14 protein-coding genes are annotated in these 15053 nt (G+C 63.4%); 1 reads left to right on the top strand and 13 read right to left on the bottom strand.

Annotated features, from left to right (window positions below):
- Positions 1 to 51 precede the first annotated feature (51 nt).
- From R2834_23705 to R2834_23695, 3 genes are all read right to left on the bottom strand, one after another.
- Positions 52 to 1881, bottom strand: a complete 1830-nt coding sequence (locus tag R2834_23705; GenBank protein ID MEZ4703356.1) for a M56 family metallopeptidase — start codon at positions 1879 to 1881, stop codon at positions 52 to 54.
- Positions 1881 to 2267 carry a BlaI/MecI/CopY family transcriptional regulator gene (locus R2834_23700; protein ID MEZ4703355.1) on the bottom strand — a complete coding sequence of 129 codons (387 nt, stop codon included), beginning with the start codon at positions 2265 to 2267 and terminating at the stop codon, positions 1881 to 1883. Before R2834_23700 ends, R2834_23705 begins: the two co-directional genes overlap by 1 nt.
- A 133-nt stretch (positions 2268 to 2400) precedes the next feature.
- On the bottom strand, positions 2401 to 2964 hold the full coding sequence (locus R2834_23695) for a DNA-3-methyladenine glycosylase I (GenBank protein ID MEZ4703354.1): 564 nt from the start codon (positions 2962 to 2964) through the stop codon (positions 2401 to 2403).
- A gap of 206 nt (positions 2965 to 3170) precedes the next feature.
- Between R2834_23695 and R2834_23690 the strand changes: the two genes are divergently transcribed.
- Positions 3171 to 5654, top strand: a complete 2484-nt coding sequence (locus R2834_23690) for a zinc-dependent metalloprotease (protein ID MEZ4703353.1) — start codon at positions 3171 to 3173, stop codon at positions 5652 to 5654.
- 131 nt (positions 5655 to 5785) lie between these two features.
- Here the strand turns inward: R2834_23690 and R2834_23685 are convergent, their stop codons facing one another.
- The 10 genes from R2834_23685 to R2834_23640 form a co-directional block, all read right to left on the bottom strand.
- Positions 5786 to 6811: a proline iminopeptidase-family hydrolase gene (locus R2834_23685; protein ID MEZ4703352.1), complete on the bottom strand. Its 1026-nt coding sequence runs from the start codon at positions 6809 to 6811 to the stop codon at positions 5786 to 5788.
- A 60-nt stretch (positions 6812 to 6871) separates the two neighbouring features.
- Complete coding sequence (locus tag R2834_23680; GenBank protein MEZ4703351.1) at positions 6872 to 7078, bottom strand: hypothetical protein; 207 nt, start codon at positions 7076 to 7078, stop codon at positions 6872 to 6874.
- Positions 7075 to 7395, bottom strand: coding sequence for a YbjQ family protein (locus R2834_23675; protein MEZ4703350.1), 321 nt, complete (start codon positions 7393 to 7395; stop codon positions 7075 to 7077). The genes R2834_23680 and R2834_23675 overlap by 4 nt, the downstream gene beginning before the upstream one ends.
- Positions 7392 to 7601 (bottom strand): hypothetical protein, encoded by a 210-nt coding sequence (locus R2834_23670; GenBank protein MEZ4703349.1) that lies wholly within the window; start codon positions 7599 to 7601, stop codon positions 7392 to 7394. The genes R2834_23675 and R2834_23670 overlap by 4 nt, the downstream gene beginning before the upstream one ends.
- Positions 7602 to 7669: 68 nt before the next feature.
- Positions 7670 to 9289 (bottom strand): DUF885 family protein, encoded by a 1620-nt coding sequence (locus R2834_23665; protein ID MEZ4703348.1) that lies wholly within the window; start codon positions 9287 to 9289, stop codon positions 7670 to 7672.
- A 105-nt stretch (positions 9290 to 9394) separates the two neighbouring features.
- Positions 9395 to 9769: a DoxX family protein gene (locus R2834_23660; GenBank protein ID MEZ4703347.1), complete on the bottom strand. Its 375-nt coding sequence runs from the start codon at positions 9767 to 9769 to the stop codon at positions 9395 to 9397.
- Positions 9770 to 10204: 435 nt separating this feature from the next.
- Positions 10205 to 12466, bottom strand: coding sequence for a S9 family peptidase (locus R2834_23655; protein MEZ4703346.1), 2262 nt, complete (start codon positions 12464 to 12466; stop codon positions 10205 to 10207).
- A gap of 76 nt (positions 12467 to 12542) precedes the next feature.
- Positions 12543 to 13031, bottom strand: coding sequence for a DUF6265 family protein (locus tag R2834_23650; protein ID MEZ4703345.1), 489 nt, complete (start codon positions 13029 to 13031; stop codon positions 12543 to 12545).
- A gap of 129 nt (positions 13032 to 13160) precedes the next feature.
- Complete coding sequence (locus R2834_23645) at positions 13161 to 13988, bottom strand: hypothetical protein (protein ID MEZ4703344.1); 828 nt, start codon at positions 13986 to 13988, stop codon at positions 13161 to 13163.
- A gap of 146 nt (positions 13989 to 14134) precedes the next feature.
- Positions 14135 to 15053 (bottom strand): hypothetical protein (locus tag R2834_23640; GenBank protein MEZ4703343.1); only part of this gene is annotated, 919 nt, incomplete at its 5' end.

The raw sequence follows: 15053 nt of genomic DNA, 5'->3' as shown, positions 1-15053 counted from the left end.
CCTCTGGCGTCACGCGGAAGGTGCGATGCAAGGTGACAGGATGGGGCCGTCTTACCGGGCCCGTTTGATGAGCGCGGTGGTGATCCGCTTGAACGTATCGGAAGAGAGGGTCTGGGCGACATCGAAAAACGCATCCCGCGTGGCTTCGTCGTCCAGCGGGATGGCTCCCCGCTCCAACGCACGCTCCAGCAGAAGACCCCGGTCGCCCTGTGAGGGGATGCCCTTTGCCGCGGCCAGGAACGACGCGGCCACCGAAGGATTCAGTCCGCGCCCTTCGATCAACGCGGTGAGCGCGCGCAGGCGATCGCCCGAGGACGGGACGGCCGACGCCGTCTCGATATAGGCTTCGTAGACGGCGTCATCCGCCGGCAGCCGGACCGACGCCTCCACCAGGATCTGCGCGCGATCTCCGCTGGACGCGATGCGTCCGGCCGCCAGCAACAGCTTGCGGATGGAGGCGGCGCTGAGCCCGGGATCGACCCTCCGAACATCATGCGCCGGTTCGGGCAGCGCGATCGCGTCCGCGGGGGATACGGGCTCGGACTGCACCGCCACCGGCCTGATGCGTTCGACCGGCGCCACGCCCTGAACCGACTCCACCGTTGCTGCCGCCGCGGGCGCCGAGGGGGGAACGGCCCGATCCGGGGCGACCGAGGCGACAGGGGCGCCCGCCGGACCCGTCGTGTCCGACGCACTGCTCGGCGACATGACCGCGACCGGCGCAGCGGAAGCGGACGACGGCTGCGCCATCGCCTCCTGCACGGGTATCGCGATGACGGGCGCCAAACGGACCGCCGCGCCGGCGAAGACAAGCGAGCCGGCGAGTATCGCCAGGAACGTAGCCTGCGAGACCGACCGGGACACGGGCCGCTCGCGATCCAGGATGGTGGTCACGCGCTCGATCAACTGGTTCTTCCGGGTACCCATACCCGGGGCGAACGAAAGCGAGCGGGCGCGCTGCTGGGTCAGCTTGACGAGACAGGCGGCGTAGGCCCGGGGCCGACGCGTCAGGGCGACCACCCAGTCGTCAGCGGCGAACTCGCGGTCCCGACTCATCCACCGGCTCAGCAGCAACACCCCGGGATGAAAAAAGAAGATCGCCACGATCACGTGCTGGATCAGCATCGTGTAATCGTCGCGGCGCAACAGATGCGCCGCTTCATGAAGCACGACCTGCTCGAGTTCCTCTTCGTCGAGCGTCTCGATCATGGTTTGAGGGACGAGGATGGTCGGCGTCGCGAAACCGATGGCGGCGGCCGTGCCGATCTCATCCGAGATGCCCAGCCGGATCGCGCGCGACGCCTCTGTGCGCTGCAGGGCGCGCTGCAGGGCGCGGTCGAGGATCGCCAACACCGGCGCCGGCGCCTGCCGGCTGCGTGCTTTCATCCGCCGCACCTTCGCCCACCCGATCCCAACACGCAGCAACAGGGCGCATGCGATCAGCGCCCAGAGCGCCAGAAGCCCCTGTCGCCAGGGCAAACTGAGCGACGGCCCCTCGATACGCCGCGCCACCTGCCCCGGCATCGCCCGAACCGCGGGCGCTTCCACGCCGGAAATCGATGTGCGCGGCGCGTCCGCTGCCACGCTCGTCGCGTCCTCGGGCTTCGCCGGGGCCGGAGGCAGACTCGCGCGCTCTTCCCGATGCGGCGTCTCCGCCACGCCATCCCCGGGATCGACCCGGAAATACACCACCATGATGCCCACGCACACCGCGAGCGTGGCGGACCAGACCAGGTAGCGGGTCGTCGCGTTCACGGGCCGGATCAGCCAGCGCATGACGCCCCATACCGCCGCGACCAGCAGCACGCCCGGCAAGACCCCGTTCATCACGCCCGACAGCATGCCGGCCGTGAGCCGATCGATACCTTCCAGATGTATCATTATTCGTCCTCCGAAGCCGCATCGAGCAGGGCCTTCAACCGATCCAGGTCCTTCGCGTCGATCGCGTCGTTTTCCATCAGATTGAGCACCAGCAGCTCCGGGGAGTCGTCGAAAAAGCGCTGGATGATATGCTTCAGCGCGCCCTTGCGGGCCTCGTCGCGTCCGATCAGGGGCCGGTAGATAAAGGCGCGACCTTCTTTCGAATGGGCCAGATATCCCTTGCGCTCCAGGATCCGCATCATGGTCAGGACCGTGCTGTACGCGAGCGGCTCGTCGGCCGGGAGGGCGTCCACGACGTGCTGAACGGTGGCCGGGCCAAGATCCCACACGATGTCCATGAGCCGCAGCTCGGCGTCGGTGAGGGTGGTCGATGTTTTACGCGCCATGTGTTTCTATTAAAGAATTAGTAGACACAGCCCAAACATACGATCGCATCGCAGGCTTGTCAATACTAAGGAATTAATAGTAACAGACGGCGCGACGGCCGGCGGGTTGCGGGGCGACGAAATAAAGACCGGATTAGCGGCCCGACGTGTACCGAAAGCAGTCCGTCGTATGATCGTTCACCATGCCGACCGCCTGCATGAAGGCGTAGCAGATCGTGGAGCCGACGAAGGTGAATCCGCGCTTCTTGAGCGCCCGGCTCATGGCGTCGGATTCCGGGGTGGACGTGGGCGCGTCGCGGATGGTCTTCCAGTGATTGTGGATCGGCGTTCCGCCGACGAACTGCCACAAATACGTCGAAAAGCTGCCCGTTTCCTGGAGGATATCCAGGTATGCGATTGCATTTTTGCGCGCGGCTTCCACCTTGAGCCGATTCCGGATGATGCGGGGGTCTTGCAGGAGGGCGTCGCATCTGGCGTCGTCCCAGCGCGCGATTTTTTCCGGGTCGAACCCGTCGTAGGCGGCGCGGTATCCCTCGCGGCGTTTGAGCACGGTGATCCAGCTCAGGCCGGCCTGGGCGCCTTCGAGCAGGATCATCTCGAAGAGGCGGCGGTCGTCGTGGACCGGCACGCCCCACTCGTCGTCGTGATAAGCCAGATACAGCGGATCGTCGGTGACCCAGGCGCAGCGGATTGGCATATAAACCAGGCGATATAGGGAGGAGAACGACGCCAAGATACGACGGAAAGCCGACTTTCAGCCCTATTCGTGGAGGCGGCGAATCGCCGCTGGCCGTGCGCGAGGCGCCGAAAGCCTGCATGCCGTATTGCCTTTTCTATGTTTGCTTCTTTCGTAGATTACGGTCGGTTAAAAAAGCTCTCATCGATTTCAGCCATACCACAGTCATGCATACACTGAGACATCTGGCGCTGGCCACCCTGATCGGCGCCGTGTTCACCGCGGGGTGCGCGAGCACGAAGGGCGGGCAGCCGGCCACCCCGCCGGCGGCGGCCGCCGCGGCCAAAAAGGCGGACGACGCCAAAAACGGCATGAAGCCGTACAAGGAAATCGTCACCGAAAAGATGGCGTCCGACGAAGGACTCTTCACCATCCACCGCGACGGGCAGACGCTGCTTTACGAAATCCCGAACGCGATGCTCGGCCGCGAGCTGCTGCTCGTCACGCGCATCGCGCGCACGGCCAACGACATCGGTTACGGCGGCGAAAAAGCGAATACCCAGGTGGTTCGCTGGCAGCGCATGGACGACAAGGTGCTCCTGCGCATCGTGAGCTACGAAAACGTGGCCAGCGAACAGGATCCGATTTTCCAGGCGGTTCAGAACTCGAACTTCGAACCGATCATCCAGGCGTTCGACATCAAGGCGCTCAGCACCGACTCCTCCGCCGTGGTCATCGACGTCAGCACGCTGTTCACCGACGACGTGCCCGTCATCGGCCTCCAGAAATCGCGCCGCGACACGTACAAGGTGCGCCGGCTCGACAAGACACGGACTTTCATCAACTCCGCCAAAAGCTATCCCGAAAACGTCGAGGTCCGTCACGTCCTCACCTACGACGCCGCCGAGCCGCCCTCGAACGGCTCGTCGAGTTCGATCTCCCTGGAGATGAACCAGTCGATGATCCTGCTGCCGGCCAACCCGATGCAGCCGCGGCTGTGCGACAAGCGGGTCGGTTTTTTCAGCGTACAGCTGACGGACTACGGGCGCGACGCGCAGAAGGCGGAAGAGCGCTGCTACATTACGCGGTGGCGTCTCGAGCCGAAAGATCCGGCCGCGATGGCCCGGGGCGAACTCACAGAGCCGGTCAAGCCGATCGTCTACTACATCGACCCGGCGACGCCGGCCAAATGGCGCCCCTATCTGAAGCAGGGCGTCGAGGACTGGAACCGCGCCTTCGAGGCGGCCGGCTTCCGCAACGCGATCATGGCCAAGGATCCTCCCTCGGCCGAGGAAGACCCCGAATTCAGCCCGGAGGACGTCCGCTATTCGGTGATCCGCTACTTCTCCTCCGATGTACAGAACGCGTACGGCCCCCACGTGCACGATCCGCGCACCGGCGAAATCCTCGAGAGCGACATCGGCTGGTATCACAACGTGATGAACCTGCTGCGCAACTGGTTTTTCGTGCAGACGGCCGCCATCAATCCGGATGCCCGCAGCGTCAAGTTCCGGGATGAGGTGATGGGCCGGCTGATCCGGTTCGTCTCCGCGCACGAGGTCGGGCATACACTCGGTCTGCCCCATAACTGGGGGTCCAGCGTCGCGTATCCGGTCGATTCGCTCCGGTCCAAGGCCTTCACCGATGCGATGGGCACGGCGCCGTCGATCATGGACTATGCGCGGTTCAACTACGTCGCCCAGCCGGGCGACGGCGTGACGAACCTGATGCCGGATATCGGGGTGTACGACAAGTGGGCGGTCAAATGGGGATACAGCCCGCTCCCGCAGGCTTCCTCGCCCGACGCCGAGCGCCCGATCCTCAACCAGTGGGTGGTATCCCACGCCGGCGACCCGATGTACTTCTACGGTCGGCAGGGTCCGCGCATCGATCCCCGCTCCCAGAACGAGGACCTGGGCGACGACGCGGCCAGGGCGAGCGATTACGGCATCGCCAACCTCAAGATCATCCTGGAGAACCTGGTCTCATGGACCGAGGAAGAAGCGAAGGATTACGACGACCTCAACGAGCTCTACGGCCAGATCGCCGGCCAGTGGAACCGGTATGTGGGCCATGTGGCGGTGAACGTCGGCGGGTTCTACGAGAACTTCAAGACCTACGACCAGGACGGCGCGGTGTACGACATGGTGCCGGAAGCCCGTCAGCGCGAATCCATGGCGTGGCTCGACGCCCAGGTGTTCCAGACTCCGACGTGGATGCTGAACGAGGACGTGCTGCGCCGGATCGAAGGCGTCGGGGCGATGGATCGGCTCCGTCGCTACCAGGTGGGCGCCGTCAACACGCTGCTCGACCCGCAGCGCCTGGCGCGCATGATGGAGGCGGAGGTGATGATGGGCGACGAGACCTACACGCCGGCCGAGCTGTTCGCGGATCTGCGCGGAAGCATCTGGACCGAACTCGGCACGACCGGCTCGATCGACGCGTTCCGCCGCAACCTCCAGCGCGGCTACCTGGAGCGGCTTGAATACCTGATGACCCAGGAGGCCCCGCCGACGCCGGCGTTCTTCGCTTCCTTCGGGTACACGAACGTCGACGTCAGCCAGTCGGACATCCGCGCCTACGTCCGCGGCGAGCTCGAAACGCTCCAGACGGAAGTCGACCGCGCCCTCGCCCGCCGCGGCGACACCATGCGCCGGCTCCACCTGCAGGACGTGAAGGCCCGCATCGAGAAGATCCTGGATCCGGATTGACGGGATTCATTCAAATTGGAAATCGCAAATCGCAAATCGTAAAAGGCGGAGTGCAACGTGCCGATGGGAGAAAAACCCTCAAGCACGTTGCACCTTGCCTTTTGCGATTTATGATTTCCGATTTCCAATTTCTACCGCCCCCTTTCATTCACCGCGTGGATGAATCGGATCAGCCCCTCGAAGTACGTCTCCTGGTCGTCGTACATCGCCATGTGGCTGCCGTTGGGGCAATAGAGGTACTGGCCGTTGGCGAACTGGCCGGCCATCCATTCCATGTGCGCGGGGTCCATCGTGTCGTGCTCGGCGCCGATGACGAGGGTCGGGGTGCGGATGAAGGCGATCTCTTCGGACCGGTCCCACCCCAGCAGCCGGCCGCGGAGTCCGAACTCACTGGGGCCCTGCATGATCACATAGACCTCGGGGTTCAGGTGCGCGAACCCGCGGTTGACGGGGTCGGGCCATTCGGCCGGCGGCATGCGCAGTACGTGCTGCGTGTAGTAGTGCTCGACGAGCAGTTCGCTGTAGCGCGGATCGTCGAACGCATTTCGAGCCTCCAGCGCGCGGATTTCCGCCAGCACGTCCGGATCGAGCTGAGGACCCAACACATCCCGGGCGTACGCATTGTACGCCGCAATATCGGACATCATATTGGAGACGATGAGGCCCTTGAGGTGCTGCTGGTACTTGATCGCGTACTCGATGGCGAGCACGCCGCCCCAGGAATGGCCGTACAGGTAAAAATTGGTCTCGTCCAGCCCCAGCGCCTTGCGGACCTGCTCCACCTCCTCCACGAAACGCTCCGTCACCCAGAGGCTGGTGTCGCTCGGCTGGTCGCTGTAGGCGGAGCCGAGCTGGTCGTAATAATAATATTCGATGCCGGCGCCGGGAAGGTAGCTGTCGAACGCCTCATAGAGTTCGTGGGTGGCCCCCGGTCCGCCGTGCAGGATCAGCACTTTCATGTCCGGATTGTTGCCCACGCGCTTCGTCCAGACCTTGAAGTCGCCGACCGGGGTTTCGATGGGGATCATGCGAACCCCGCCGGAGAGCACATCGTCGCGCCCGGTATGGTCGAAGTAGGTGGCCAGGGACGCGTCGGGCGCCGGCTTCGCGCAGCCGGCGAGGAGCGCAATCAGGAACAGCGGGAAAAGTCGTTTCATGCGAGCGGTGGCGCGTCGTCACGCGCCTGTCATGGGTGGGAAATGGTACGACGGACAAGCCTAATGCTTTTCGACCGAATCCGGCGGGCTTTCCTGACGCTTCAGGAAGTCGCGGTACAAGCCGACGAGCCCCACGATCACAAAGACCAGGGCGATGGACTTGTATGCGGGGTGCTGTATGGCCTGCACCAGGAAAAACAGGACCGCCAACGCGCCGATCGTCATGCGAACGGGGTGGCCGACCTGAAAATAGGCATCCAGCTTCATCGTTTTACCACCTTGACGGCCGTTCCGTATGCCAGCAGCTCCGCGGCGCCCTGCATCACCGGCGCGGTAACGAACCGCACGCCGACGATGGCGTTCGCCCCCAGCCGGCTGGCGTTCAGCGCCATGCGATCGAGCGCCTGCTCGCGCGCTTCCGCCAACATCTTGGTGTATTCGGTGATCTCGCCCCCGACGAGGCTCCGTAGCCCCGCCAGAATGTCCTTGCCCAGATGCCGCGCCCGGATCGTGTTGCCGCGGACCAGCCCCAGCGTCTGCACGATCTGATAGTCGACCAGTTCGTCCTGTGTCGTGATGATCATTGATCCACCGTATCCGAATAGTGATCGTCTTCCTTGTTGCCGATGCGGTCCTTGATCACTTTGATCAACAGCGCACCGAACCCGACAACGACCAGGATGCCCACCAGCAGGCTGGAGGACGTAAACAGGCCGGCGACCGAGGCGCCCACCATCAGCACGACCAGCACGCCCAGACTGGCGTACCCGATGATTTCCAGCGTGTCCATATCGTTACCACGTCGTGTCGTTCGAAAAAGGTTAATCCCGGGCGCAACGCCGGCGCGCCGCGCTTGCGTTACGGCGTCAGCCATGCCGACACCGTCTCCCGGTCGCCCGTCATCTCCCAGGCCATCATCGACACCGGGATAACGCCGCGTTCATTCAACGAGTCCATAAACCGTTTCAGGGTAAAGGCGTCGCCCTGCTGGAGCGAAAGCCGGGCGATCAGGTCCTCGATCTGGATCTTCCCTATCAGATAGCTCGTCCCGTACATCGGCTGCTGCAGGTACAGGTGCTGTTCGAAGAACACGGTTTGCCCGTCCGCCGGCAGCCAGCCCCGCGGCGTCCATGCGGAGGCGAACTGGACGGCTTCCTGCATGGTAAAGTCGTTGCTGTGCATGTAGAGGTCGCCGAGCGCCCGCGCGGCGCGCTGGGCGAGGAGCACATAGATCAGCTCCCGTGCCCGGGGCCGGCCGTCGAACAGGCCGGCGTGCATCATCATCTCCTCCATCGCCGTCGCCATCCCCTCGGCGCGGCTCACGAAGCTGTTGTAGAGCAGGGGCTCCCGGCGGATCGGGCTCGGGTGCGGCTCCTCGGCCATGCGCGCGAGGTCGATCCAGTGATAGCCATGGGTGCGCATCACCAGGGCATCCCGGTAATTGGCCTCGGCGAAGAACTCGCGCCGGCCATCCACGGGCGGCGCATACCGCCCGATCCGGGCGCGCAGCGCGCCATCCATATAGGGCTTGATCGAGACCACGTCCTCGTCTTCGAGGAACGCCATGTACTCGGTGACCGCGGCGTTCATCTTGCGGTCGTATTCCTCCTCATCGTCGATCGGACGCAGGGACGGCAGGTGCCGGTTGCGGTGTTCCTCCAGCTTCAGCGCCGCATGGGCCCGGGCGAGTTCGCGTTTCATCATCGCGACCTGCTCGGCCCAGGTGTACGGCACGAGCATGACGTTGCGCACGAACCAGTCGTAGTGCTCCACCCCGATGCCGGACGGCCCCGTTTTCTCGTCCGCCTTCGACTCCAGCCAACCGATGAACCGGGCCGTCGCCTCGGACGCCGCGCGCGCATCGGCTTCGAGCGGACTGCCGGCCACGCGCGCCGCGAGCGCATCGAGATCGCGCTGCTGTTCGCCCAGGGCGCGGATGCCGGCGGTCCACAGATCCCGGGCGTTGCCCGTCAGGTTACGCCGGGCCTGATCCAGCAGCGGCGGGATGGCGCGGATGCGCTCGCCGAGCCGCCGGGCGTCGTCGCCGGAATGCGGGAGGGGGTACTGCCACAATTCGATGGCGCCGTAAATGACGGGTCCCTCGCGCGCCGGCACGTCGGACTGCGACGGCCAGATCATCGTGTAAAACGCCGGGTTGTTCTCCCAGGGTCGCCGCACCCGGTGGTCGAAGTCCAGCCCGTTCATCTCGGCGCGCACGAGGTGGTAGTCGACCTGCTGCGCGACGGACCAGCCCGAGGTATCGATTGCGGCCAGGCGCTCCCGGTAGCCGGCGAGGCCCCGATGCTGCGCGGCCATCGCCTTCGCCGTGTAGTCCGGCACCCCGTCGTCGACCCGGGGGTGCTGGAAATCGCGCCAGGCCTGGAAGAGGTCGAGCAGGTCTTCGTACGAGGCGGGGTCCGGCGGACGGAATCCCGCCACGAGGCCGGCGAACAGAAGGAAAATGGCGATCGATCGCATGGGTATCCTGGGCGGGTGGCGCTTTGACAACGCAATATAGGGTATGGCGAGCACGCATCTCAACGCGCCGACCCTATCCGCCACCCTGCAAACAAGCCCCGGTCATCAACCCGCGCTGCCCCGACGCATGAAGGCGTCCCGGCGGTAATACAGCATCATCCCGAAATACAGCAGATACTTGGCCGGCGTCGGATACCCGCCATCCCCCGCGACAAGATGGGTGCCCACCGCGCCCGCCATCACGACAAACAGCACGACGAGCGACGCCAGGTTGGTGCGCGGAAGCATCAGCCCGATGCCGGCGCCGGTCTCGGCGATGCCGATGGGAATCTGGATCCAGGACGGATAACCGAAGCGCTCATCGAACGCGTAGTCGCCCGTAAAATTCGAGATCCCCCAGAAGAAGAACTCGATCCCCAGATAGAGGGACACGACGCGATAGATCGCATCCGTAATCGCCCGGTTCGCGGAGTCGCTCATGGGATGGGTCATGGGTTATTCTTCGTTCGACACGGGTCAGGACGCTGGTCATTGGACACTGGTCATCAGACACTGGTCATTGGACACTGGTCATCAGACACTGGTCATCAGTCACTGGTCATCAGTCACTGGTCATCAGTCACTGGTCATTGGACCCTAGTCAGCGGCATCTCAATGAGGACGGCCATGAAGCCCCAAGCCAATGACCAATGACCAGTGTCCAATGACCAGCTTGCGAAGCAAGCTATGACCAGTGACCGGCTTGCAAAGCAAGCCATGACTAGTGACCAGCTTGCGAAGCAAGCTATGACCAGTGACCGGCTTGCGAAGCAAGCCCTAACCAATGTCCAGCTTGCGAAGCAAGCTATGACCAGTGACCAGCTTGCGAAGCAAGCCATGACCAATGACCAGCTTGCGAAGCAAGCCGTGGCCCCCTCACAACCCCGATCCTTCCTGCGGTCCGGGCGGCATGTTCTGCTTCAGATACCGGGTCAGGAGTTCGTAGAGGTGCCGCGTCGTGCCGGGGCCTTCAAAGATGCCGTGCGACCGGTTCGGGTAGGCCATCATCGTAAACGGGCGGTTGGCCTGGACGAGCTTGTTGATGAGCGCCTCCGAGCCCTGGTAGTGTACGTTGTCGTCGCCGGTGCCATGGACGAGCAGGAGGTTGCCGCGTAAGTGCTCGGCGAAGTTGATCGGCGAGCCCTGGCGATAGCCGTCCGGGTTTTCCTGCGGCAGGCCCATGTACCGCTCCTGGTAGATGGTATCGTAATAGCGCTGGTCGGGCACGGGCGCGACGGACATGCCGGTGTTGTACACCTCGGGATACCGGAACATGGCGTTGAGCGTCATCGACCCGCCGCCGCTCCAGCCCCAGATCGCGATGCGGGAGGCATCGACGTAGGGCCATTCCGCCACCTTCCGGGCGGCGGCGGCCTGATCGGCCGAGGCGAGCACGCCGATGGACCCGTGGACGATCTTCCGCCAGTCGCGTCCGCGCGGACCCGGCGTGCCCCGGTTATCCACACTCATCACGATATACCCCTGCTGCGCCAGCATCTGGTGCCACAGGTACTGATGACCGCCCCAGCGGTCGACCACCGTCTGCGACCAGGGCTCGCCGTAGACGTGGAACAGGACGGGGTATTTGCGGGAGGGATCAAAATCCGGCGGCAGGATCTCGTAGGCGTCCAGTTCCACCCCATCGCCAATGTCGATCCGCAGGAAGCGCGTCTTGCCCAGCGAGAGGCCGGCGAGGCGGCCTTTCAACGCCGCATTATCCACCACCGTCTGCAGCGTCCGGTGTTTCGGGAGGGAGACCAGCTCGGTCACCGGCGGCACGCCGAAGCTCGAATAGGTGTGGAAGGCCCATTTTGCGCCGGGAGCGATGTCGTAGCTATGGGTGCCGGGCTGGTTCTCGGGGGTCAGCCGGGTGACCTTGCCTTTGCCGTTGAGGAGCGCGCGATACAGGTACTGCTGGGTAGCGTTGTCGGGCGAGGCCATGTAGTAGAGCCAGCCGCCCTTTTCGTCGATATAGACGATGGACAACACGTCCGCCGCCTCCGGGGTGATCGGCGTCAGCGCACCGGTGGCGCGGTCCGCCAGATAAACACGCCGCCATCCGTCGCGCTCGCTGACCCAGGTAAACCGTTTGCCGGCGGCGAGCCAGCGGAAGTCTTCGCGGTTCTGCACGTCGATCCAGGCGTCATCCACCTCGGTCAGCACCGTCCGCATCTCCCCGGTGCGGGCGTTGCCCAGGATCACCTCGAGCCGATTCTGCTGGCGGTTGAGGTGCTGCATGACGATCTCATCGGAATTGGCGGCCCACTCCATCCGGGCGATGTAATGGTTGCGGAGATCGTCCGACGGCTCGAACCACACGATGTCGCCACCGGCGGCGGGGATCACGCCGACGCGGCACGACGAGTTCGTGGTGCCGGCCTTCGGGTACTGGACGGGGATGGTGAACGAATAGAGCGAATCCGTATTGTTGATCATCAGAAAGTCGCGCACCCCGGTCGCGTCGAGCTGCCAGAAGGCGATCGACCGGCCGTCCGGACTCCATCGCCAGCCGTCGCGCAGGAAAAACTCCTCCTCGTAGACCCAGTCGAACGTCCCGTTGATCAGCTTCTCGGAACCGTCCGACGTAAGCTGGTCGATCTTGCCGTCGGCGAGGTGCTGGACGTACAGGTTGTGCCCCTGCACGTAGCCGACGCGGGTGCCGTCGGGCGAGAACTTGGCGAACATCATCGTGGACGCCGGCGCGCCGCCGCCGAGCTGCTTGAGCGTGCCGTTGGCGATATCGAGCACCCAGTAGTCGCCCCGCGTGTTTGCGCGCCAGACGCGTTCCGAGTTCGTGTAGATGAGCAGCTTGAGCCCGTCGGAAGACCAGTCGTAGTCCTCGATGGCCAGCGGTTCAGACGCCCCCGCCGGCACGAAGCGCTGCGCCGGCACGATGATGTCTCGCCCGCCGCTGGACGGGTCGTGGCGGACGAGATCGACGCCGCCCGGCAGCGTCGCCGAGCGCTCGAGCATGGTGTATCCGTTGTTGTCGTCGAGCCAACGGCTCTGGCCGGCGCGCTGGCCGTAAAACTCGGGCGAGCTGAAGAGCCGTTCGAGGGTGATTTCGGAAGCCTGCTGCGCGAATACCGCCGGCGCAACGAGGCACAGCGCCAGGACGGCGAGCGTGCGAATGTTCATGTCGGATGGGATGATGTCGGCGAGATGGATTACGACCTGTTCGAGCCACCTCCCTTAGAAAATAAAAAGGGAGAGGCTAAGGATGGACCAGACGGAAGGGAAAATGTTCGGCCGTCCACGCCCCATCCTTCATTTCCTCGAGCGTAACGAGGAGATCGTCGTCGGTGTCGCGGCGATAGATGAGCCGTTTACGCCCGTCCGGCGCCTCGAAAACGGCCTCCCGGTTCTCGACACGCACGAGCGGGAAGACGTGCACTTCCTCCTTGTCCTCCCACGCGATCAAGCCGGCGCTGAAGTGTTTGATGCGGAGAGAAGGCACAGGGTCGATGGTGTCGATGGTCATCAGCTCAAAAAAGACCGCTTCCCCTTCCTGCACGTACCGGAAGGAGCCCATCATCGTATTGCCATTCGGCGCGGACCAGATCTCTTCGATAAAGGCGCCCTCGGGCTCGCCCTGCCAGTGGCCGGCGATGAAGGCGAGGTTGGCAAGCGTCGGGGCCGGCTGGGCACGGATGGACGTGGTAATGAGTATCGCCCCGAGCAGCGCATAACGTAGTTTGAGCATCGCTAGTGGTTCATGATTGATTGGGAGCACATTCGCGGGTATCCGTCCAGCGACCCTGCGCACAGATCCTCTTTTCCATCGCCGGCCCGTCGGACAACAACGCGTGGCATCACCATGCGTCGACACCGGCTATCGAACGAGTTGGAGCGATATACTGGCATAGGACTGGTGAATCCGTGCGGAATCATAGGTGTAGCTCACGATGCCGACATCCTGTTCCATGTCATAACGTACGCGATTCGAAGGGAAACCCCATACTTCCTCTTTCTGCACGATTCCCGGCGCATCAGGGGCCTGCACCCACTCGATCCCAACGTCTTCATAGGTCACACGAGGAATTACCACCATGCGCCCGGATATGGTAGCCGTAACCAAATCGTAGATGGTCGTATCCATCATACTGAGTGAGGGCGCGGCGAAGTTCATGTAGTCGCCCTCGGTGACAATGGCCAGTTCAATCGATTTGCTATCGCAGTTATCGACGACCTGCTGGACGGTCCACGTCTGCGTACCCGTAAACCGCGTCTCGTATCCACTGTCCGTCGACTGTCCCTGCGTGTAGGTGTACGTCCAGCTTTGGCCGGCCTCGTGAGGCAAGTAGCTGATGCGGCCTGGCCCCGTCGCGGTCGCGCAGCGCACCTCCACGTCAAAGGATTCCCGCGCACTGGGGTTGTCAGGAAAACTGATCGTCAGGGTCGATGTGCCAACCGCAGACGGGCTAATGGAGAGAATATTCGATTCCCGCTGGAGCAGAATGGCTTGCCCGTCGGCATGGACGCTGTATGGCATCGTCAGTGCATCCGGCGTTAGAAATTGGGCTAGATCCAAAAGAAGTGGGGAATCCCCGACATACAGTGTCGTATCGGATAAGGCGCGAATCAGTACCTCCGTGTCGTCGGGAGAGGCGTTCTGGCTATCACAGCCGGCACCTGCAAGCGCAAGGAGCACGTAGAGCACACATAGATTGACGCGTTTCAGAAGTGATGTATAGTGCATAGGAGTTTCCCGCGACGCGGCTGATAGAGATTGCTCATTGATTCGACATGAATAGGGGGATATGCCCCGAGCATGCCGGCCCCGCGTGTCCGTTCCCGAGACCGTCCTTACCGAATAAGCGTCAGATGAATCGCATCGACGAAGTGATGATTCGACGCGTAAGAAAACGAGGTCAGGCCCAGATCGCGCTCCATCTCAAAGCCGGCCGTTGTGCAGCCGCCTCCGCCGCAGGACAGCGTGGAATCCCAGCGCACCAGGTCAGGTCCCGATGCCGGATACAGCCACTGCAGGGAGTCGAGCCCGGGATAGGTCCCATCCGAATAGCCCTGGATCACGAGGCGGTCGCCGGCAAGGTGACCGCTTCGGTGGTTCGACCAGGAAAACGCATACGTCGAATCGTACAAATCCGGGTACGAGGCATACCGTATCCCCTCAAACGCCTCCTCAATGACAAAGTCCGCCGTCTGGCAATGATCCTGGACCGAGGACAGGTTCCATGTCAGAACACCCTCCATACGAACACGGCTTGGCACGAGGAATCCATAGTGGTATTCGGTATAGGTAAAACGCCACTGCGCGTGAGACGCCGCCGGGAAGTAGCTGGCGAATCGGCTACCGGGGTCGGTCGCGCATTCGACACGCACCGTGAAGCGGGACTCCTGCCGGCCGCCGTCTCTGGTGGATGCCGCGAGGGTGATCTCCGAAAATCCGCGCGTGGCTGGCGTAATGGTCACCTGATTAAACTGCTGGGCTATCTGGACCGCGTCGCCATCCGCACGCACCTCGAACAGCAGCCGATGATCGGAAGTGGAATGGAACAGCGTATCCATATCGATAACGAGCGGCGCATCGTCTGTCCGCAGCGTCGTGTCGGCCGGCGCTCGTTTCAGTTCAATCGCATCAGGGGCATCCGACGTGAACGCATCGCAGCCGGCCCAAGCAAGCACCAGCAGCGCGGCATACCCTACCAGATGGATACGTTGCATGTAAGCCTGACGAATCAGGGTTTCAGGGTGATTTTGACGG

This window comes from Rhodothermales bacterium, assembly GCA_041391505.1.
Lineage (GTDB): Bacteria > Bacteroidota > Rhodothermia > Rhodothermales > JAHQVL01 > JAWKNW01.
This window is presented reverse-complemented; position numbering and strand designations above follow the sequence as displayed.